At 69.5% G+C, this 18,890-nt stretch carries 20 protein-coding genes; 12 read left to right on the forward strand and 8 right to left on the reverse strand.

Annotation, left to right across the window (positions count from 1 at the left end; genetic code table 11):
- Nucleotides 1-141 precede the first annotated feature (141 nt).
- Nucleotides 142-1,401: a GNAT family N-acetyltransferase gene (locus tag ACWIHT_RS33820; RefSeq protein WP_456172119.1), complete on the forward strand. Its 1,260-nt coding sequence runs from the start codon at nt 142-144 to the stop codon at nt 1,399-1,401.
- Between the two features lie 7 nt (nt 1,402-1,408).
- Here the strand turns inward: ACWIHT_RS33820 and ACWIHT_RS33825 are convergent, their stop codons facing one another.
- The 3 genes from ACWIHT_RS33825 to ACWIHT_RS33835 form a co-directional block, all read right to left on the reverse strand.
- Complete coding sequence (locus ACWIHT_RS33825) at nt 1,409-2,218, reverse strand: Fpg/Nei family DNA glycosylase (protein ID WP_456172120.1); 810 nt, start codon at nt 2,216-2,218, stop codon at nt 1,409-1,411.
- Between the two features lie 67 nt (nt 2,219-2,285).
- Nucleotides 2,286-2,771, reverse strand: coding sequence for a ribose-5-phosphate isomerase (locus tag ACWIHT_RS33830; protein WP_200717611.1), 486 nt, complete (start codon nt 2,769-2,771; stop codon nt 2,286-2,288).
- Nucleotides 2,772-2,833: 62 nt separating this feature from the next.
- Nucleotides 2,834-4,624: a serine/threonine-protein kinase gene (locus ACWIHT_RS33835; RefSeq protein ID WP_456172258.1), complete on the reverse strand. Its 1,791-nt coding sequence runs from the start codon at nt 4,622-4,624 to the stop codon at nt 2,834-2,836.
- A gap of 230 nt (nt 4,625-4,854) precedes the next feature.
- Between ACWIHT_RS33835 and ACWIHT_RS33840 the strand changes: the two genes are divergently transcribed.
- Complete coding sequence (locus tag ACWIHT_RS33840; protein WP_456172121.1) at nt 4,855-5,595, forward strand: LPXTG cell wall anchor domain-containing protein; 741 nt, start codon at nt 4,855-4,857, stop codon at nt 5,593-5,595.
- A 77-nt stretch (nt 5,596-5,672) separates the two neighbouring features.
- On the opposite strand, the gene ACWIHT_RS33845 is transcribed toward ACWIHT_RS33840, so the two are convergent.
- Nucleotides 5,673-6,254 carry a biotin transporter BioY gene (locus tag ACWIHT_RS33845; RefSeq protein WP_456172122.1) on the reverse strand — a complete coding sequence of 194 codons (582 nt, stop codon included), beginning with the start codon at nt 6,252-6,254 and terminating at the stop codon, nt 5,673-5,675.
- A gap of 416 nt (nt 6,255-6,670) precedes the next feature.
- Between ACWIHT_RS33845 and ACWIHT_RS33850 the strand changes: the two genes are divergently transcribed.
- The 6 genes from ACWIHT_RS33850 (at nt 6,671) to ACWIHT_RS33875 (ending at nt 13,070) form a co-directional block, all read left to right on the forward strand.
- Nucleotides 6,671-7,885, forward strand: coding sequence for an ROK family protein (locus tag ACWIHT_RS33850; protein ID WP_456172123.1), 1,215 nt, complete (start codon nt 6,671-6,673; stop codon nt 7,883-7,885).
- 214 nt (nt 7,886-8,099) lie between these two features.
- On the forward strand, nt 8,100-9,170 hold the full coding sequence (locus tag ACWIHT_RS33855; protein WP_456172124.1) for an ABC transporter substrate-binding protein: 1,071 nt from the start codon (nt 8,100-8,102) through the stop codon (nt 9,168-9,170).
- A gap of 5 nt (nt 9,171-9,175) precedes the next feature.
- On the forward strand, nt 9,176-10,042 hold the full coding sequence (locus ACWIHT_RS33860; RefSeq protein WP_456172125.1) for an ABC transporter permease: 867 nt from the start codon (nt 9,176-9,178) through the stop codon (nt 10,040-10,042).
- Complete coding sequence (locus ACWIHT_RS33865; protein WP_456172126.1) at nt 10,018-10,734, forward strand: ABC transporter ATP-binding protein; 717 nt, start codon at nt 10,018-10,020, stop codon at nt 10,732-10,734. Before ACWIHT_RS33860 ends, ACWIHT_RS33865 begins: the two co-directional genes overlap by 25 nt.
- Before the next feature lie 92 nt (nt 10,735-10,826).
- Nucleotides 10,827-12,167 (forward strand): LLM class flavin-dependent oxidoreductase, encoded by a 1,341-nt coding sequence (locus tag ACWIHT_RS33870; RefSeq protein ID WP_456172127.1) that lies wholly within the window; start codon nt 10,827-10,829, stop codon nt 12,165-12,167.
- A 12-nt stretch (nt 12,168-12,179) separates the two neighbouring features.
- On the forward strand, nt 12,180-13,070 hold the full coding sequence (locus ACWIHT_RS33875; RefSeq protein ID WP_456172128.1) for a TauD/TfdA dioxygenase family protein: 891 nt from the start codon (nt 12,180-12,182) through the stop codon (nt 13,068-13,070).
- 50 nt (nt 13,071-13,120) lie between these two features.
- Here the strand turns inward: ACWIHT_RS33875 and ACWIHT_RS33880 are convergent, their stop codons facing one another.
- Both ACWIHT_RS33880 and ACWIHT_RS33885 read right to left on the reverse strand, forming a co-directional pair.
- On the reverse strand, nt 13,121-15,313 hold the full coding sequence (locus tag ACWIHT_RS33880; RefSeq protein ID WP_456172129.1) for a tetratricopeptide repeat protein: 2,193 nt from the start codon (nt 15,311-15,313) through the stop codon (nt 13,121-13,123).
- A complete protein-coding gene (locus ACWIHT_RS33885; protein WP_456172130.1) occupies nt 15,310-15,729 on the reverse strand; it encodes a hypothetical protein in 420 nt (139 codons plus the stop codon). Before ACWIHT_RS33885 ends, ACWIHT_RS33880 begins: the two co-directional genes overlap by 4 nt.
- 167 nt (nt 15,730-15,896) lie before the next feature.
- Here ACWIHT_RS33885 and ACWIHT_RS33890 point away from each other — a divergent pair, with 167 nt between their 5' ends.
- Complete coding sequence (locus ACWIHT_RS33890; RefSeq protein ID WP_456172131.1) at nt 15,897-16,532, forward strand: superoxide dismutase; 636 nt, start codon at nt 15,897-15,899, stop codon at nt 16,530-16,532.
- A gap of 34 nt (nt 16,533-16,566) precedes the next feature.
- On the opposite strand, the gene ACWIHT_RS33895 is transcribed toward ACWIHT_RS33890, so the two are convergent.
- Complete coding sequence (locus ACWIHT_RS33895) at nt 16,567-17,466, reverse strand: helix-turn-helix domain-containing protein (protein WP_456172132.1); 900 nt, start codon at nt 17,464-17,466, stop codon at nt 16,567-16,569.
- 271 nt (nt 17,467-17,737) lie between these two features.
- On the opposite strand from ACWIHT_RS33895, the gene ACWIHT_RS33900 reads away from it, so the two are divergent.
- From ACWIHT_RS33900 to ACWIHT_RS33910, 3 genes are read left to right on the forward strand one after another with little or no spacing between them, the layout of a single operon-like run.
- Nucleotides 17,738-18,004: an ATP-binding protein gene (locus ACWIHT_RS33900; RefSeq protein ID WP_456172133.1), complete on the forward strand. Its 267-nt coding sequence runs from the start codon at nt 17,738-17,740 to the stop codon at nt 18,002-18,004.
- Nucleotides 18,001-18,129 carry a hypothetical protein gene (locus ACWIHT_RS33905; protein WP_456172134.1) on the forward strand — a complete coding sequence of 43 codons (129 nt, stop codon included), beginning with the start codon at nt 18,001-18,003 and terminating at the stop codon, nt 18,127-18,129. The genes ACWIHT_RS33900 and ACWIHT_RS33905 overlap by 4 nt, the downstream gene beginning before the upstream one ends.
- A complete protein-coding gene (locus tag ACWIHT_RS33910; protein ID WP_456172135.1) occupies nt 18,130-18,405 on the forward strand; it encodes a hypothetical protein in 276 nt (91 codons plus the stop codon).
- Nucleotides 18,406-18,439: 34 nt separating this feature from the next.
- Here ACWIHT_RS33910 and ACWIHT_RS33915 read toward each other — a convergent pair whose 3' ends face one another.
- Nucleotides 18,440-18,889 carry a hypothetical protein gene (locus ACWIHT_RS33915; RefSeq protein WP_456172136.1) on the reverse strand — a complete coding sequence of 150 codons (450 nt, stop codon included), beginning with the start codon at nt 18,887-18,889 and terminating at the stop codon, nt 18,440-18,442.
- Between the last annotated feature and the right edge of the window lies 1 nt (nt 18,890).

Below are 18,890 nucleotides of genomic sequence, written 5' to 3' on the forward strand. Positions count from 1 at the left end.
CGACCAGCCGCTTGGCACGGGAGGTCCCACTTGTCCCCCCTGCGAGGTTCAACTTCACAGTGAACTTCACCAGAGGCTCCTGTGCGGGCGTGGAGTGGAAATTCCCTGGCTCGTCCCGCAATGCGCTGATAGGCATGGTCCATGGGGACAGACGCGAGAGACACACGGGCCGACCGGATCGAGCCGCGGGTGCTGCGGCGGGACGAGTGGAACACCTGGTACGACACCCTGATCACCGCGTTCGGCGGGACTCCGGAGGCGCCCGAGGAGCGTGAGCTGTGGGACGGGCTCACCGAGGTCGACCGCTCCCTCGGCATCTGGGACGGCGACGCGTGCGTGGGGACGGCGGGCGCGTTCAGCTTCCGGATCACGGTTCCCGGCGGCGCCTCCGTGCCGGTCGCGGGCATCACGATGGTCAGCGTGGCCGCCACCCATCGGCGCCGCGGCCTCCTGACGTCCATGATGCGGCGGCAGTTGGACGACGTACGGTCCTGGGGCGAGCCGTTCGCCGTGCTGACGGCCTCCGAGCCGGCGATCTACGGCCGGTTCGGGTACGGCGTCGCGACGATGCGGACGACCGCCGAGATCGACACCGACCGGGTCCGGCTCTCGGTGCCGCCGGGCACGGACGACGTACGACTGCGCTACGCCGAACCCGGCGCCGTACGCGAGCAGTGCGAGGCGGTGTACGCGCGGCAGGTGGCCGGGCGGCCGGGGATGCTGGCGCGGCGGCCCGGGTGGGAGAACCTGCCGCTGCTGGACCCGGAGAGCGAGCGGCAGGGCGGCTCCCCGCTCCAGTGCGTGGTCGCCGAACGGGACGGCGAAGTCGTGGGCTACACGCGGTACTTCGTCAAGTCCGAGTGGGACACCCAGGGCCCCAAGGGGACGGTGATGCTGCGGGATCTGGAGGCGCTGGACCCGGCGTCGTACGCGGCGCTGTGGCGGTTCCTCTTCGGCATCGACCTGACCCGGAAGGTGGCGCTGCGCAGCCGTCCCGTCGACGACTCATGGCAGCATCTGGTCTCCGACATCCGCCGGTGTTCGATCCGGCAGGTGGACTCGCTGCACGTACGGCTGGTGGACCTCGGCGCCTCGCTGGAGGCGCGCACCTATCAGACGCCCGTGGACGTGGTGTTCGAGGTCGAGGACGCCTTCTGCCCCTGGAACGAGGGGCGTTGGCGGATCACCGGTGACGCGAAGGGCGCGTCCTGCAAACGCACCGAGGAGCCGGCCGATCTCGCGCTGTCCGTACGGGAGTTGGGGTCCGCGTATCTCGGCGGGGTGTCCCTCGCGTCACTCGCGGGCGCCGGTCGGGTACGGGAGCTGCGGGCGGGCGCGTTGGCGGAGGCCTCGCAGGCCTTCGGCTCGGCGGTCGCGCCCTGGCTGCCGCACGGGTTCTAGAACGGCCTTACGCCCGCTGGCAGTTGGGGCACCAGAAGAGGTTGCGGGCGGCGAGGTCGGCGGTGCGGATCTCGCTGCCGCAGATGTGGCAGGGGCGGTTGGCGCGGCGGTAGACGTAGACCTCGCCGCCGTGGTCGTCGACGCGCGGCGGGCGGCCCATCGCCTCGGGGGTGTGTTCGGGGCGGACGGTGTCGATGCGGTTGTTGCGGACGCCCTCCCGCATCAGACCGACGAGGTCGGCCCAGATCGCGTCCCACTCGGCGGGGGTGATGTCCCGGCCCGCGCGGTACGGATCGATGCCGTGCCGGAAGAGGACCTCGGCGCGGTAGACGTTGCCGACGCCTGCGATGACCTTCTGGTCCATGAGCAGGGCCGCGACGGTCGTACGGCTGCGGGAGACCCGCCGGTACGCGGGAGTCGGATCGGAGTCCGGGCGCAGGGGGTCGGGGCCGAGGCGGTCGTGTATGGCCCGCTTCTCGGTGTCCGTGATCAGGGCGCAGGTGGTGGGGCCGCGGAGATCGACGTACGACGTGTCGTTGGCGAGGCGCAGGCGGACGGTGTCCGTGGGCGGGGGCGCGGGGGCGTCGCCGAAGTTCACCTTGCCGAACAGCCCCAGGTGGACGTGGACCCAGTCGGCGTCCCGGAACCCGAGGAACAGGTGCTTGCCGTGGGCTTCGGTGCGGGTGAGTTCCGTACCGTTCAGCAGCGCGGCGGAGTCACTGAACTTGCCCTGGGGACTGGTCACTTGTGCGGGTCGGCCACCGAACCGACCGCCGTAGTCCAGCGCAAGCCGATGAATCGTGTGCCCCTCTGGCACTACCGCATTTCCTTTCCCACCCGCCCACCCGTCTCGGTCACTTGACGGGTGGGCCTCGAAAAACCTTCTACCGCTGCGGGTGGTGCGCCGGGATCTCCGGCAGCTCACCCGTCGTCTCGTAGTCCGTCAGCATGTCGATGCGGCGCTGGTGCCGCGGGTCCTCGGAGAACGGCGTCGACACGAACGTCTCCACGAACTTCGTCGCCTCGTCCCGCGAGTGCATCCGCGCACCGACCGCGACGACGTTCGCGTTGTTGTGCTGGCGGCCGAGCGACGCGGTCTCCTCGCTCCAGGCGAGGGCCGCACGGACACCCTTGACCTTGTTCGCCGCGATCTGCTCGCCGTTGCCGGAGCCGCCGATCACGATGCCGAGGGCCTCGGGGTCGGCGGCCGTACGCTCGGCGGCGCGGAGGCAGAAGGGCGGGTAGTCGTCCTGTGCGTCGAAGATGTGCGGCCCGCAGTCGACGGGCTCATGCCCCGCCTCCTTCAGCCACTCGACGAGGTGGTTCTTGAGTTCGAAGCCCGCATGGTCGGAGCCGAGATACACGCGCATGGGTCGAGTGTGACACGGCTGTTTCGGGGCAGCAGCCCGGGGGCACCGCCTCCGCTCACAGCTCACAGCACCACAAAGCTGTTCTTGACCTTGTCGTAGGTCTTCAGGGCCCGAGGCTCGACGTCCGGCCGATACCAGGTGTTGATCTGGTACGACTTCCCGTCCGCGTCGAAGCCGAGCAGCCGGGCGTGCCAGGGGACGCCCTTGAGGGTGAACGTGTACTCCCAGACCACCGCCGGGTACCCGCGGAACGTCGTACTGACGAGGCGGATCTTCCGGTAGTCCTGCCCCTGGTGGGCGTTCCGCTCCGAGGCCTCCCACGTCTGCATCAGATCGCCGCGGGCGAGGGAGGACTTGCCCACGAGCTCCTGGCTGCCGTCCGGGGACGTGTAGTGGACCTCGGCCCCCGTCTTCAGATCCCGCCGCCAGCCGCTGGGCGTCGCCCACGCGAACCCGCCGGCCTCCTGGTGCGTACCCGGGGGCAGGCTCGGGGGGCGGGAGGTGCCTTCGACGGTGGGAGAGGGGGACGGGGATGGAGATGGAGATGGGGAGGGGGAAGCGGACGGGGAAGCGGAGGATGTCGACGATGCGGTGGTCGACCCCGTCGATGCCGTTGACGCCTTCGACGCCGAGCCCGTGGCACTCCTGTCGGCGGAGGAGCCGTTCCCGTTCACGAGGATCGCCGCGACCACCGCGCCCACCACGGCCACGACCGCGGCGGCGATCAGTCCGGCACGGCGGTGGGTGCGGGAGCGGGTGTGGGCGCTGAACGGCTCCGCGGGGCCGGGCAGACGGGCGGGGTGGGGGCCCAGGTCCGGGCGAGGGCTGTGAGCGGGTCGCGGTGGTGCCGGGCGCTCGGCGCGCGCAAGGGAGACGCCTGCCGCCGCCGGACGCTGAGTCGGTATCACGTCCTCGACGGCCGGGACAGGATCGGGATCCGGGTGGGGATGGGGTTCGGGATCCGGATCGTGCACACGGGGATCGCGTGCCGCCCGGACCACCGACGGTTCCAGGAAGACGGGGGTGGGCGACTCCTCGTAGGCTTCGGGCGGCGGCCCCTCCACCAACTCCGTTTCCACTGACCCCAGTTCCTCGGCCTCCGTCGGGAACGCGACCGGGCTCAACGCCTCCCCCACCTCCTCCAACCCCGGCCGGACCGAGGGCTCCTTCTCCAGCAGCGCGGCCAGTACCCCACGCAACGGGCCCGCCGCGGACGGGAGTTCGGGCTCCTCGTAGAGCACCGCGTGCAGGGTCGCGAGGGTGGTGTCGCGGGCGAACGGGGAGCGGCCGCCGAGGGCCGCGCACAGCGTCGCGCCCAGTGACCAGACGTCCGAGGGCGGTCCCTGCGGGCGGCCCGAGATCCGCTCGGGTGCCATGTAGTCGGGCGAGCCGACGAGCATGCCGACCATGGTGAGCGCCTTGGCGTCCTGGATCGCGGCGATACCGAAGTCGGTGAGTACGACGCGCTGCGCACGGCTCTCGACCAGTACGTTGCCGGGCTTGATGTCCCGGTGCAGGACGCCTCCCGCGTGCACCTGCCGTAGCGCCGCCACCAGGCCCAGCCCGATGCGGGCGGCCTCGCGCGGGCCGATCGGACCGTCCTCCGCCATGATCCGCTCCAGCGAGCGGCCGGCCACCAACTCCATGACGATCCACAGGCGTTCGCCCTCGTCCACGACGTCGTAGACCCGTACGACGTTGGGATGGTCGATCCGGGCGGTGGCCCTGGCCTCGCGCAGGGTGCGCTCGCGGCGGGTGCGGGTGTCCTCCGCGTCGAGGCCGTCGATGCGCATCTCCTTGACCGCGACCTGCCGGTCGAGCATTTCGTCGGCGGCCCGCCACACCCGCCCCATTCCCCCCTGCCCGATGCTTTCGACCAGTCGATAACGTCCGGTCACCAATAGCCCCGGAGTTCCGCCACTGCTCAAGCTCCCCGTATTCCCCGGCAATCCGCTGCACCCCCACAATGGTCACACTTCATGCCGTACCAGCATAGTGCGGAGAAATCTTGTGGTACCTCTTCAAGTACTGCGAATTCAGGCGCAGTCCCAGGGGGACACAGGGGAACGCAAGGGGGACGAACATGAGTTCTCGTCGCGCGACGGCCATCGCGACGGCCATCACAGGATCGCTGCTCACCGCATCTTTCTCGGCGGTGATGATCCTTTCCTACACCGCCTCGGCGGACGATCAGGGACCGGGAAGCGGCAAAGGCGGAAAGGCGATGGACGCGGCACCGGCGGGTGTGAAACTGACCACGCTCCTGCCGGAGAAAATTTCTGTCGACAACAGTTCGAAAAAGACGGCCATCACCGCCACGGTGAAGAACGAGGGGACCAAGGAGAGCGGCGAGCTCAATCTCCTGGTCGTCGGTTTCGACGGCCTCAAGGTCAATGGCGTGCAGGGTTGTTCGGCGATCGCCGAAAAGGATCTGCCGCCCGGTTCGAACAGTGGATTCACCTGCCCCGTCGGCACGCTCGCCGCGGGGAAGTCGAAGTCGTACGCCGTCGACGCGACGTACGACCTGAGCAAGGCCGGGAAGATCTGCCTGCCGGTGATGTCGGCCGACGGCAAGAAGACGTTCTGGCAGCAAGGCCCGGTCCCGTTCGGTACGACGAACCCGTCGCCGAACGCCCCGGCCACCCCGCTGCTGCTCGGCACCGACAACAAGCCGGTCGCGCCGGGCGGCGACACCCTGCCCAAGACCGGCGTCGGCAGTGACGTACTGCCGCTGGGCGCGGCCGGTGCGGCACTGATCGCGGCGGGCGCGGCGGGCCTGTACTGGTCGCAGCGACCGCCGAGGCGGCAGACCCAGCGGGGCTGAGCGGAGCCCGGACAAGGGAGGGCCGGGTCGCGGGAGCACCCGGCCCTTCCTGTTGGTCTTCCGGAGTAACTACGGCCCTACCGCTGCTTGTTGACGAACTTCCACGCGGTCGGCGTCGCGCCCATCGCCAGGGCCGCCTTGAGGGCGTCGCCGAGGAGGAAGGGGGTGAGGCCGGCGGCGATCGCGGCGCTCGTCGACAGGTCGAGGCTGACCGCGAGGTACGGGACGCCGACGGCGTAGATGATCGCCTCGCCCAGGATCATCGTGCCCGCCATGCGCGGGACCGAGCGGTCGGCGCCGCGGCGGGCCAGGGCGCCGACGGCGGCGGAGGCGAGCAGCATGCCGATGATGTAGCCGAAGGAGGCGCCGCTCCCGTGGGTGCCGCCGGCGAACCACGGCACGCCGGCCAGGCCGAGCAGCGCGTACAGCACGAGCGAGAGGAAGCCGCGGCCGGCGCCGAGGGAGGTGCCGACGAGGAGCGCGGCGAAGGTCTGGCCGGTGACCGGGACCGGGGAGCCGGGTACGGGCACGGAGAGCTGGGCGGCGAGGCCGGTGAGCGCGGCGCCGCCGAGCACGAGGGCGATGTCCCGGACGCGGGAGGCGGGCAGCAGATCGGCGAGGACCTGTCCGGGGCGGGCGGTGGCGACGGCGGTACTCAAGGGGAACTCCGCAGGTTGACGGGGGTACGGCGGGGACTCCGTGACGCTATCCCAGGCTCCTTCGGCCGATCACCGTCAGCGCTCGACAAAGGCTTCGGCGCGGACTTGGTGGGCTCCGCACAAAGGATGCCCGTTACACGCGCTCGGGGGTGATGCCTGTCACGCGCACCCCGTGCCGTCTCGCACACCGGTCACCGTCTGGGCAGCGCCGCACCGTTTTGCTAGCTTCGACCGCATGGTTGCCCAGGCCCGGAACTTCGCGTCGCGTCGCTATGTCGACCTGCGACGCCAGGCCGCGGCGACCTGTTACCGCCCCTGAGGCGGGCGGAGCGGATCCGGTGCGCCTCGACGTGTCTCTCATGCGAGACACACAAGACGACGGCGCACTGTCGGACCCGTTCCCGAGGAAGATCCCCATGCCCCGTAACGCGGCACCTCTTCTCCGTTCCCCCGTACCCCGCGCCGCCGACAGTGACCGGCGGCGCACCAACGCGAGTGTCATCCTGCGGTCCGTGCTGGAGCACGGGCCGGTGGCGCGTTCCACCATCGCCCGGCTGACCGGGCTGTCCCCGGCGTCGGTGACCGACTACTGCGCCCACTTCGCCGGACTCGGCCTGATCCATGAGTCGGCCACACCCGAACGGTCGGGAGGTGTGGGCCGCCCCCATGTGCCCGTCGACCTGGACGACTCACGGTTCATCGTGGCCGGGGTCCATGTGGCCGTGCCCTATACGACCGTCGCGCTGCTCGATCTGCGCGGGCGGGTGCTGGCCGAACGGCGCATCGGACACGCCACCACCGACCCCTCACACGTGCTGGCGCGGGCGGCCGAAGGGCTGGACGCGCTGCTCGCGAAGACGGCGGCCGGAGTCGCACCTCTCGGTGTCGGGGTCGCCGCCGGCGGCTGGGTCGACCGGGACTCCGGGACCATCGTCGACCACCCCCTGCTCGGCTGGCGGGAGGTGCCCGTGCGCGAGATCCTCGGCTCCCGCACCGGACTTCCGGTCCATGTGGACGGCCACGCAAGGGCGTTGGTGAACGGGGAGCGCCTCTTCGGGCGGGCCCGGGGCAGCCGCAGCGTGCTGCATCTCTTCGTCGGCAATGTGGTCGACGCGGCCTTCGCCACCAACGACGAGGTGCACCACGGGCCGCGCTCGCAGGCCGGTGCGATCGCCCATCTGCCGTTGCGCGGCGGCACCGAGCCGTGCGACTGCGGCCGGGTCGGCTGCCTCCAAGTGGAGCTGAGCGAACGGACCTTGTGCCGGCGGGCCCGGGAGGCGGGGATCGTCGACGGGGTGAACCCGACCCACGTGGTGGCCGCGGCCGAACGCGGAAACCCGGTCGCCGTACGGCTGTTGACGCAACGGGCGCGGATGACCGGGCGGGCGGCCGGGCTGCTGCTCGACATCCTCAACCCGGAGACGGTGGTCGTCACCGAACTCGGCGTCATCCACCGTGAGGACTGCCTGCGCGCGCTGCGCGAGGAGGTCGGTGACGCGCGGGCGTCGGCCGTCGTGCCGACGAGTTTCCCGGATTCCGTGCTGGCCGTGGCGGGCGGTTCGGTGATGCTGGACGTGCTGTTCCGGGATCCGCTGAGCGTGTCGCCAAGCGTTTCACCGGCGGCTATTTAATTCAGAAACTCGGAATATTGACAGGAGGCGCTCATGACCGAGAACATCCTGTTCATGAGCCTGCGGATGAGTTGTCGCACTTCTTGTTGCTGACCCGTTGACGCGCCCCCGGCGCCGGTCTCATCCTGCCCGCATTCCATTCTCCGGCTTTCCTCCGCCGTGAATCCCGCGCGCATTCCCGCGTTCCCGCGACTTTTGATCAGGGAGTACTCCCATGCCCAATTCCCGTGCGCCCGGCCTCGACCGGCGGCTTTTCCTCACCTCCGTGCTCGGTGCCGCCGCGGGCATCGCCGGCCTCAGTGGCTGCGCCACGAGCAGTGCCGCTGCCTCGAAGTCGGGGGCAGGTCTGTCCGCCCCGCTCGCCGAGAAGGTACCGACCGGCACGAGTCTGAAGATCTCCTCGTATCTCAACACCCAGCAACTCCAGTTCAAGCTGGCGAAGTTGCCCAAGTTTCCGTTCACCGTGTCGAGTTGGGTGAACATCGGGGCCGGTCCCGATGTCATCAACGCGTTCCGCGCCAAGTCCCTGGACCTGGCCAACAACGCGGGTATCCCGCCGATCCAGGCGCACTACCAGGGCTTCGACGCGAAGATCGTCGCGATCGACATCACCCGCAAGCCCAACTACCTCTTCGCCACCAAGCCCGGCAGCGACATCCACACGGTCGCGGACTTCAAGGGCAAGAAGCTGGCGTTCTCCCAGGGCCAGGCCCAAGGCGTCGTACTGCTGCGGGCGTTGAAGGAGGCGGGCCTGAAGTACGACGAGGTGAAGCTCGTCCCGCTGACCAGCAACCAGTTCTTCACGGCCCTCCAGTCGGGCCAGGTCGACATCGCCCCGCTCGCCAACAGCCAGGCACCGGCATACCTCAAGCAGTACGAGGCGAAGGGCGCCCGCGGGATCGCCACCGACGTCGTGGACCTGCTCAGCCTGCTGTGGGCGCCGTCCGCCGTGCTGGCCGACTCCGCGAAGGCCGCCGCGATCGCCGCGTACATCCCGCAGTGGGCGCAGGGCCAGGTCTGGCAGTACGAGAACCCGGACACCTGGAACGAGGAGTTCTACGTCAAGACCCAGAACCTGACTCTCCCCCAGGCCCAGTCGGTCACCGCACTCGCCAACAAGCCCTTGTTCCCGCCGAGTTGGGACGAGGCGATCAAGTGGGAGCAGGAGACCGCCGATCTGCTGGCCGAGGGCGGCTTCGTGAAGGAGTTCAGGGTGGACTCGCTCTTCGACCGGCGCTTCGAGGACATCGCGGCGAAGGCCGTACCGGCGGAGTACCGGAAGTGACGGCCATGACGACTACGACGACCACGACGACCACCGCAACCGCCGTGCCGGTGAAGGCCGTTGAGGCGAAAGCGGCCGTACGGCGGCGCGGGCGGCGCCGCGGTCTCGCCCCCGGCAAACGCCTCCCCGCCTCCCGGATCATCGGCCCCGCGCTCTTCTTCGCCCTGTGGGCCGTCGCCTCCGCCGCCGGACAGCTGGACCCGGCCGCGATCCCGGCACCCTGGACGGTGCTGAAGACCGCCGGCCGGCTGTGGACGTCCGGCACCCTGCCCACCGACGTGCTGACCTCCCTGGAACGCGCCGCCTACGGCTTCGCCCTCGGTCTCACCGCCGGTGTGGTCCTGGCGCTGGTCGCCGGGCTGAGCCGGATCGGCGAGGCCCTCGTCGACGGGACCGTGCAGCTCAACCGGGCCATCCCGACCCTCGGCCTGATCCCGCTGTTCATCCTCTGGCTGGGCATCGGCGAGACCTTCAAGATCGCCATCATCGCGATCGTCGTCTACATCCCGATCTACCTCAACCTGCACGCCGCGCTGTCCGGCATCGACCACCGCTATGTCGAACTCGCCGAGGTCCAGGGCCTGTCGAGGCTCCAGTTCATCCGCCAGATCGTCATCCCCGGCGCCCTGCCCGGCTTCTTCGTCGGCCTGCGCCTCGGAGTCACCGGCTCCTGGCTGAGCCTGGTGGTCCTGGAGCAGATCAACGCCACCAGCGGCCTCGGCTACATGATGTTCCAGGCCCAGAACTACGGCCAGTCGGACGTCATCCTGGTCGGCCTGCTGATCTACGGCGTGTTCGGTCTGGTCTCCGACAGCGCGGTCCGTCTCATCGAACGGAGGGTGCTGTCATGGCGCCGCACACTGAGCAGCTGACCGTCGCGCCCACCGTCCAACTCCGGGGTCTGACAAGGTCGTTCGACGGCCGTACGGTCCTGGACGACATCGACCTCGATCTGCCCGCCGGACAGTTCACCGCCCTGCTCGGGCACAGCGGTTCCGGCAAGAGCACCCTGCTGCGGGCCATCGCGGGCCTGGACCACGAGGTGGTCGGGAGCGGTCAACTCACCGCCCCCGAACGGGTGTCGGTGGTCTTCCAGGACTCCCGGCTGCTGCCCTGGCGGCGGGTGCTCGACAACGTGCTGCTGGGGACGGAGGGCAAGGAGGCAGCCGCGAAGGGCCGCGAGGCCCTCGCCGAGGTGGGCCTCGCGGGCCGCGAGCGGGCCTGGCCGAACGAGCTGTCCGGCGGGGAGGCCCAGCGCGCCGCCCTCGCCCGCTCCCTGGTCCGCGAGCCCGAACTCCTGCTGGCCGACGAGCCGTTCGGCGCGCTGGACGCGTTGACGCGGATCCGGATGCACGTGCTGCTGCGCGAGTTGTGGGAGCGGCACCGTCCCTCGGTGTTGCTGGTCACTCACGACGTGGACGAGGCGATCGTGCTCGCGGACCGGGTGCTGGTGCTGGAGGAGGGGCGGATCGGGCTGGACCTGGCGATCGACCCCGAGGTGCCGCGTGCGGAGTACCGGGAGCGGTTGCTGGCGGCGCTCGGTGTGACGTCGGATTCCCGCTGAACCCTGGCCGCACGGGCCGCCCAGGGTCCGCACCCCCGGACCCCCAACGGGCTGACTTCACGCACCCGGAACTCCCACTTAAGGAACCTGGCATGCCCCGCCGTCTCCTCCACCTCAACGCCTTCCTCATGAACACCGGTCACCACGAGGCCTCTTGGCGCCTCCCGGAGAGCAACCCCTACGCCCACGTCGAACTGGACCACTACACACACCTCGCCCGTATCGCGGAGCGCGGCACCTTCGACTCCCTCTTCCTGGCCGACGGACCGCAGCTGTGGAGCAACCTGGCCCAACGCCCGGCAGGCGCCCTGGAACCCCTCACCCTGCTCACCGCACTCGCGACGGCGACCGAGCACATAGGCCTGATCGCCACCGCCTCGACCTCCTACAACTCCCCCTACAACCTGGCCCGCAAGTTCGCCTCGCTCGACATCATCAGCGGCGGCCGGGCCGGTTGGAACATCGTCACCACGGCCGGTGCCGAGGCGGCCCGCAACTTCGGGCTCGACCACGAGCCCGCGCACGCCGAACGGTACGCGCGCGCCGCCGAGTTCCTCGATGTGGCGCTGAAGCTCTGGGACAGCTGGGAGGACGACGCGATCGTCGCCGACAAGGCGGCCGGGGTGTGGGGCGACGACGCGAAGATCCACCCGCCGCGCCACCAGGGGACGTACTTCAGTGTCGAGGGCGCCCTCAACGTCCCCCGCTCACCCCAGGGTTACCCCCTCCTCGTGCAGGCGGGTTCGAGCGAGGACGGCAAGACGTTCGCGGCCCGCTACGCGGAGGCGGTGTTCACCGCGCAGCAGACCCTCGCCGACGCGCAGGCGTTCTACGCGGACCTCAAGTCCCGTACGGCGGCGGCCGGTCGGGACCCCGAGCACATCAAGGTGCTGCCCGGCATCGTCCCGGTGATCGGCTCGACGGAGGCCGAGGCGCGGGAGAACGAGCGATTGCTTGAGGACCACATCGTGTACACGCACGGAGTGGATCGCCTGGAACACCTACTCCAACTACCCTCCGGCAGCCTGGAGTTGGACGCCCAACTCCCCGCCGACCTGCCTCCCGAGGAGGCCATCGAGGGCGCGAAGAGCCGCTACACGCTCGTCGTCGAACTCGCCCGCCGGGACAGGCTGACCGTACGGCAGTTGATCGGCAGGCTCGGCGGCGGACGCGGGCACCTCACCTTCGCGGGCACGCCCGAACAGGTCGCCGACGCGATCGAGACGTGGTTCACGCGGGGCGCCGCGGACGGCTTCAACATCATGCCGGCGGTCCTGCCCTCCGGCCTCGACGCCTTCGTGGACCACGTGGTCCCACTCCTCCGCTCCCGGGGCCTGCTCCGCACCGAGTACGGCCCGCGCACCACCCTCCGGGAGCGCTACGGCCTCCCCCGCCCGGCCAACCAATACACCGCCCAACCCTCCTTTGCCTGAAGGGACTTCACCATGTCCATCGAGATCCAGAAGGTCACCGCGCACATCGGCGCCCGCGTCTCGGGTGTCGACATCAACAAGCCGCTCGACGCCGAGCAGGTGGCGGCGATCCGCGAGGCCCTCAATGTGAACAAGGCCCTGGTCTTCGACGACGTACACCTCGACGACGAGGGCCAGGAGGCCTTCGCCCGCCACTTCGGCGACCTCACCACCGCGCACCCCACCGTCCCCGCCGTCGACGGTGCCCCGAACGTGCTGCCCGTCGACAGCGAGCGCGGCCGGGCCAACCACTGGCACACGGACGTGACCTTCGTCCTCAACCCGCCCCAGGCCAGCACCCTGCGCTCCATCACCGTCCCGCCGTACGGCGGCGAAACCCTGATCGCCAGTTCGGCGGCGGCCTACCGCGACCTGCCCGAACCCCTCCGCGCGCTCGCCGACACCCTGTGGGCGGAACACACCAACGACTACGACTACGCCGTACCGGACGAGGAGATCGACGGCGAAAAGGCGGCCCAGCGCGCCCAGTTCACGTCGATCAAGTTCCGCACGGTCCACCCGGTGGTCCGAGTCCACCCACTTACCGGCGAACGCGGCCTGTTCATAGGCGGTTTCGCGCAACGGATCGTAGGCCTCTCGACCGCCGAGTCCCGCAAGATCCTCGACATCCTCCAGGCGTACGTCACCCGCCCCGAGAACATCCTGCGCCACCGCTGGTCCCCCAACCAGCTCGTCCTGTTCGACAACCGCATCACCCAGCACTACGCCATCGACAACTACGACGACCAGCCCCGCCGCCTCAACCGCGTGACCGTAGCGGGCGACATCCCGGTCGGCATCGAGGGCAAGGAGAGCTACTCGATCGAGGGGGACGCTTCGCACTACACGTCGGTGGCCGAATAACCACGGTCGTCGTCGGATACGGCCGGCAGCGGGTGTGGAGGCGGGACTGATCAAGGCCGGGCTTCGGCCTGCCAGGTGGCAAGGCGTTCACGGTCCCCCACCACGATCGGGTGATCGGGGCCGAGCACTCGGTCCCGACCCTCGATGATCTCCTGGAGCATCTCGACAGCCTCGCCCGTTCTGCCCAGACCGTATGCGATCTCGGCGAGGAGATACCGTGCGGACAGCGCCATGGGGTGGTCGACACCGTGCAGGCGAATCCTGTCGGCCATTACCTGGAGCGCGAGGGGCTCCGCCTCTTCGCACCGGCCCAACTCCAGCAGCCCATGGGCATAGTTGTGACGTGCCACGACCGTCGAGTAGTCGCCCGGGGGCAACTCGCGTTCGCACAATCCGATCAACCGATGTCCCTCGTCCTCGAACTCCTCGGCCCGGCCAAGCTGTATCAGCAGCTCCAGCAAGATCGCCCAGGTGTACAGCGTGTCCCGGGAGGTCTCCCCCAGCACCCGCCGCTGCCCGTCGAGCACGCTGCGGAGCAACTGCTCCGCCTCCTCGTCCCGGCCGAGCAGATCGAGCGGTGCCTGGAGGCCGAAGCGGCTGCGCAGGGTGTCCGGGTGGTCGGGCCCGAGAACGGCTTCGCATCGGGCGAGGACCTGACGGTAGAGCGCCTCGGACTCGGCGTAGTGCCCCATCCGGAACAGCACTCTGGCCTGGGCGTCCCGGGCGTCCAGTGCCACCTGGTGGGAGGTGCCCAACAGTCCCTCGACGCGATCGGCGACACCGGGGGCAAGGGCCAGAGCGCCTGGGAAGTCCCCCGCCTCGATGGCCTCTCGGACGACATGCACGGCCAACACCGCGGTACGTTCACCAGGTCCGGCCTTCAGCAGGGCCGAGGCGTGCGGTGCGAGCAGCGCGAGTCCGCTCCGGGCCTCCGTGGGATCGACGTCTCCGTCGGGCAACGCCGCGTTCAGCAGGTCGGCCGCCAACTCCGCCAGGACTCCGCGCTGTTGCTCCGGCATCGTCGCCGCCACGCTGTCCAGCAGCACTCCGTGCGCCTGGACGCAGCGCACCCCGTCCGTCTGGACCAACTCGGCCAGTGAGTGGTCGAGCAGCCCCCGCAACGCGGGCTCCAACCGCGTTGCGGTCAGGGCCGGTTCGAGTCTCTCGGCAGCGGCTTCCCCCCGTGCCAGCGGTGCGAGCACACGCAGCGGCACCGGATCCGCCGCCAGCAGGGAGAGCAGCCGCAGCAGTGTCGTCGCCTCGGGGAGACCCTGCCGTGCCAGCGCGTCCAGGGACAACTGCCAGGTGCGCCCGACCAGATGGCGGGACCGGTCGCCGTATCCGTCGGCCCCCTGGTCCACGATCGCCGTCGACTCCTCGCCCAGCTTGCGGTCGTACTCGTCCATGGACCAGGACTCCAGCAGTTGATGGGCGAGATGGGAACCCGCGAGGGCGAGGGCGAGCGGCAGGCGTCCCAGGCGCTCGGCGACCTTCCGTGCCGAGTCCAGGTCCCCCGCGTCCGGCGCCAGATCACACAGGACCTGCGCCGCGTCCTCCAGCGGCAGGACCCCCAGAGCGTGGCGGGTCACTCCCGGCCCCCGCCACAGCGCGGAGGTGGCATGCCGTGTGGTGACCAGCACCGTGCCCTGCCCACTGGTCCGCAGCCACGCGCCGTCCTCCAGAACCGTCGGATCGTCGGCGTTGTCGAGGACGAGCAGCCAGGGCTCGGCCGAGTGGTCGAGGTAGTGCCAGACCAGGTCGGCCGCCGCACGCTGCCCCGCCGCCGCGGCCGCCAACTCCCCCGCCGCGGCACCCCGGTCGCCCGCCACCGCCAGCATCCCCGCACGCAGGGACATCCGCTCGGACGCGTTCACCCAGAAGCCGATCCGCCCTTCTTCGCGCACCGCCCGGGTGAACAGCCAGTGCGCCAGCGCGGTCTTGCCGCAGCCGCCCATTCCGTGCACGACGTGGACGGCGTGCCCCGGTGCGGCGACGGCCGCTCCGAGCAGCGCGCGCAGCTCCTCGCGGTTGCGCAGGATGCCCGGCGGGCGGCCCACCAATGGCATGCGCACAGAGTCCGGGGCCGCCGATCCGGCCGTCGACTCCGGGGGTACGACCCGTTCGCCGAAGAGCGGACCGGAGCCACCGCCGTCGTAGTGATGGTGATGTTCCTCGATGTACTGGTCACCGGAGGTCTGGAAGATCCGGCCCTGACCCGAGGCGCGGGCGCCGAGTTCACTCATCGTTCGGTGATGTGCTGGTCGCGTCCGGCCTGGTAGACCCGTCCGCTGCCGGACGCTTCGGCGCGCAGACGTACCTCCACCGAAGGACGCGGCTCCGGAGGCCCGGGGCTCAACTCGGCGAGGATGCGCCGCAGTTCGTCGGCGACCTCGGGTCGCGCAAGCAGCAGCCGACGTAGTCGGGCCTGCCATTCGGCGGTCAACTCGGCCTCGGTGTCCGTGTCACCGGCCGCACGGGCGAGGAGCAGATCCTCCCGGGTGGCCTCCAGCTCACCGCCGACCGCCTCGGCTCGGGCGGGCTGGAACCGCTGCCAGAGCGCGACCATCCCGTCCCGCGCCGACTCCCAGGCCTGACCGGCCATCAGCGTCACCATCGTCGTGCCCGCGCTGCTGGCGAGCTCGGCGATCTCGGGCCCCATGACTGCCACCCCCGTAGCTGTTGTGCGATCAGATCGTAGTTCGCCTGCCGTCGACCCGCACTCCCCATGGGCACGCCGACCCCCACACTCCGCCCTACTGCCGCTAATCTGCACCTGCAAGTAAGTCGCAATAAGAAGTGACGAAGTCCGGAGGGGATCGATCCGACATGCCCGTCTACACGCTGCCCGACCTGCCCTACGACTACTCCGCGCTCGCCCCCGTGATCAGCCCCGAGATCATCGAGCTGCACCACGACAAGCACCACGCGGCCTACGTCAAGGGAGCCAACGACACGCTGGAGCAGCTGGCGGAGGCGCGCGACAAGGAGCAGTGGGGCTCGGTCAACGGCCTACAGAAGAGCCTGGCCTTCCACCTCTCCGGCCACATCCTGCACTCCATCTACTGGCGGAACATGACCGGCGACGGCGGCGGCGAGCCCCTGGAGGCAGACGGCGTGGGCGAGTTGGCCGCCGCGATCACCGAGTCCTTCGGCTCCTTCACCGGCTTCAAGGCCCAGCTCACCAAGGCCGCCGCGACGACACAGGGTTCAGGCTGGGGCGTCCTCGCCCACGAACCCCTCAGCGACCGCCTCATCGTCGAGCAGATCTACGACCACCAGGGCAACGTCGGCCAGGGCTCCACCCCGCTCCTGGTCTTCGACGCCTGGGAGCACGCCTTCTACCTCCAGTACAAGAACCAGAAGGTCGACTTCATCGACGCGATGTGGGCGGTCGTCAACTGGCAGGACGTGGCCCGGCGTTACGAGGCGGCGAGGTCCCGACAGACGATCCTGCCCGTATGACCTCACCGAAACGTCCTGCCTCGTGATCGTCTTCTCACCTTTCACGCGGGCGGACGAACAAAGAGGAAGGCCCCCACGAGGACGTGACTCGCGGGGGCCTTCTTTGCCTGCTCTGGTCCGGGGTGAGTGCGGCGGACCTGAGCGCCTCGAAGGCGTGCAGGTAACCGGCCATGTCCTCATGATCTTCGAGGATGACGCTGTTGACCATCGTGTCCTGCACGATGACCTCCGGGGATGCTTCGTTCGCGTACGAGAGTGCGACGAACGCGGGCGCGACCCTGGCGGCGGCCCACTCACCGTGCGGAAGCACCTGAATGGTCACGTTCGGCTGCGCGGCCACCTTCATGAGATGCGCGAGCGCCTCACGATGGACCTGGGGCGACGGCATCGGACCGGTTAGCGCCGGCTCCCATACGACGGCCGCGAACCGCGCACCAGACTCCTCGAACACCCGGCGACGCTCCTGCCGGACTTTGACGATCTCGTCCGCCGCCGACTCGACGAACACCTCCGGGTTGGCATCGGTCAACGCCTTTGTGTATTCGGGCGTTTGCAGCAGCCCGGGAATGAACACGGGCTGCCGGCTCCGGATGTACGTCGCGTCCGCCTCAAGTGAGAGGTAGTCACCCAGGCGGTCGAGATTCGGCGGCTGAAACTGGAAGTTGAGCCACCAGCCCCTCTTGTTGCTGTTGCGTGCCAAGGCTTCGAGCCTCCGACGCGTGTCGACATCCTCGACCCCGTAGAGGTCGAGCAACATCCGCACATCGCCGACACGAGCGGCCACCGCCCCGGACTCCATGCGGCTGATCTTGGCTGTTGAGCACGCCACCGCCTCAGCCGCATGTTCCTGATCAAGGCGCGCCGCCAGCCGTAGACGCTTGAGAGTCGCCCCAAGCCGCCGACTACGGACCGTGGGCTTCCCACCCGCGGGCATGTCGCCTCTCCCTCTCTCCCCAAGCCAGTCCGCCTGCCGAGTGTCAGGTATAGCGCGGATTGCATCACTCAGGGTCGTCAATCTTCAGCTTCGAGTGACCTTCGACCGCCTGCCCACCGACCCTTGGGGGACGCATGTCCGGGCGCACGCACGTAACGAGGTTGCGGGTCCGCAGGGACTCCGTGGCGTCGCGTGACGGCACGTCAGCGAGATCCTGATCGAGTGGAGACTGAGCCACCTCGTCGAGGACAGCATCCTCATCACCAGCGAGTTGGCCACCAATGTCGTCAACCACACCAAAGGCACGGGCGATTACTTCGAGCTGGCCTTACGTCGGCGTGATGACGTCCTGGTGCTGGAGGTCTCCGACCCCTACCAGTGGCAGACGCCCGAACTCCGGAAGGCCACCCCGGAAGACCTGTGCGGTCGGGGGCTGTTCCTCGTCGACACCCTCGCCGAGAGCTGGGGCGTACGGCCACGCAGCACGGGCAAGACGGTGTGGGCTCGCCTGCCGGTCCACGCCGGGGAGCAGTCATGAGTCTGCTTCATCGATCCAAGGCCCTTGCACAGTCGGCCTGGTGGTGCGAATTCACGGCACACAGCCCGCGCGGCAACGGCATTCAGGCGCGCCGTGCCGACACCGCCGAGCAGGCCCTCGTATGAATGCGGCTCTCCGTACGCGCCCTGGTCTCCGCGCTCGATCCCGAGGACCAGGACCACGCGCTCCACTGGCTCGACCATGGGCAGTGGATGGCGGTCCTGCGCCTCAAGGCCGCAGAGCCCGGCACGTTCACCGCGAGAGCAGGCGAAAGCCAGGTCGAGTGGAGCGCTCGGCCGGTTGCCTTCCTGCTCGTCAGGCGGGCTTGTGCGGGCGGAAGTCGACTCCACTCGGCGAGCGCGCTCACGGCCCTCGCAGCGAGGTTCGTTCGTAACTCGTGAAACCTCGCCTCCGTCCAGTCAAGAAGCCCATTGGCTACGGCACTTCGTTTCCGCTGTGCGCCTGCCCGAAGGCGTATCGCACCAGCTTCCCGTCCACCTTGGTGACTATCAGGTCGAACGTCCCGTCCTCGGTGACGAGTTCGTAGCGCTCGAACTTCGGGCCCAGCCGCACCTTCTCACCGGGTTTGAGCGAGAACGGCGGCTTGAGGGTCGCACTCCGATCCCCCCGCCGATCACTCCAGACCGGCTCCCCACCGGCGGTGAGGCTCAGGTGCCCCGATCTGAGCCTCACGATCTGCTTGCCCTTCCCGACCTTGGCCGTAACTTCCCCCGCGATGGTCTTCGTCATCCCCATGACAAGCAGTGCCTGTCCACTCTTGAAGTCCTCGATGTCCTGCGCGGGCGAGCGTCGTCGGATCCACGTCCACCGCAACAGCACGTCCACCGCGGTCAGCGTCCCCGCAGAACGCCGTGCTCTCTGCATC

The sequence above is a fragment of the Streptomyces sp. NPDC002276 genome (genome assembly GCF_053891435.1).

What these genes read in the sequence shown, in the direction of transcription:
- ACWIHT_RS33915 (WP_456172136.1), bottom strand. Translation starts at nt 18,889, where the DNA reads ATGCAGAGAGCACGGCGTTCTGCGGGGACGCTGACCGCGGTGGACGTG.
- ACWIHT_RS33870 (WP_456172127.1), top strand. Translation starts at nt 10,827, where the DNA reads ATGCCCCGCCGTCTCCTCCACCTCAACGCCTTCCTCATGAACACCGGT.
- ACWIHT_RS33860 (WP_456172125.1), top strand. Translation starts at nt 9,176, where the DNA reads ATGACGACTACGACGACCACGACGACCACCGCAACCGCCGTGCCGGTG.
- ACWIHT_RS33865 (WP_456172126.1), top strand. Translation starts at nt 10,018, where the DNA reads ATGGCGCCGCACACTGAGCAGCTGACCGTCGCGCCCACCGTCCAACTC.
- ACWIHT_RS33835 (WP_456172258.1), bottom strand. Translation starts at nt 4,624, where the DNA reads ATGGGGCGGGTGTGGCGGGCCGCCGACGAAATGCTCGACCGGCAGGTC.
- ACWIHT_RS33880 (WP_456172129.1), bottom strand. Translation starts at nt 15,313, where the DNA reads ATGAGTGAACTCGGCGCCCGCGCCTCGGGTCAGGGCCGGATCTTCCAG.
- ACWIHT_RS33910 (WP_456172135.1), top strand. Translation starts at nt 18,130, where the DNA reads ATGCGGCTCTCCGTACGCGCCCTGGTCTCCGCGCTCGATCCCGAGGAC.
- ACWIHT_RS33820 (WP_456172119.1), top strand. Translation starts at nt 142, where the DNA reads ATGGGGACAGACGCGAGAGACACACGGGCCGACCGGATCGAGCCGCGG.
- ACWIHT_RS33830 (WP_200717611.1), bottom strand. Translation starts at nt 2,771, where the DNA reads ATGCGCGTGTATCTCGGCTCCGACCATGCGGGCTTCGAACTCAAGAAC.
- ACWIHT_RS33850 (WP_456172123.1), top strand. Translation starts at nt 6,671, where the DNA reads ATGCCCCGTAACGCGGCACCTCTTCTCCGTTCCCCCGTACCCCGCGCC.
- ACWIHT_RS33875 (WP_456172128.1), top strand. Translation starts at nt 12,180, where the DNA reads ATGTCCATCGAGATCCAGAAGGTCACCGCGCACATCGGCGCCCGCGTC.
- ACWIHT_RS33840 (WP_456172121.1), top strand. Translation starts at nt 4,855, where the DNA reads ATGAGTTCTCGTCGCGCGACGGCCATCGCGACGGCCATCACAGGATCG.
- ACWIHT_RS33890 (WP_456172131.1), top strand. Translation starts at nt 15,897, where the DNA reads ATGCCCGTCTACACGCTGCCCGACCTGCCCTACGACTACTCCGCGCTC.
- ACWIHT_RS33885 (WP_456172130.1), bottom strand. Translation starts at nt 15,729, where the DNA reads ATGGGGCCCGAGATCGCCGAGCTCGCCAGCAGCGCGGGCACGACGATG.
- ACWIHT_RS33855 (WP_456172124.1), top strand. Translation starts at nt 8,100, where the DNA reads ATGCCCAATTCCCGTGCGCCCGGCCTCGACCGGCGGCTTTTCCTCACC.
- ACWIHT_RS33905 (WP_456172134.1), top strand. Translation starts at nt 18,001, where the DNA reads ATGAGTCTGCTTCATCGATCCAAGGCCCTTGCACAGTCGGCCTGGTGG.
- ACWIHT_RS33895 (WP_456172132.1), bottom strand. Translation starts at nt 17,466, where the DNA reads ATGCCCGCGGGTGGGAAGCCCACGGTCCGTAGTCGGCGGCTTGGGGCG.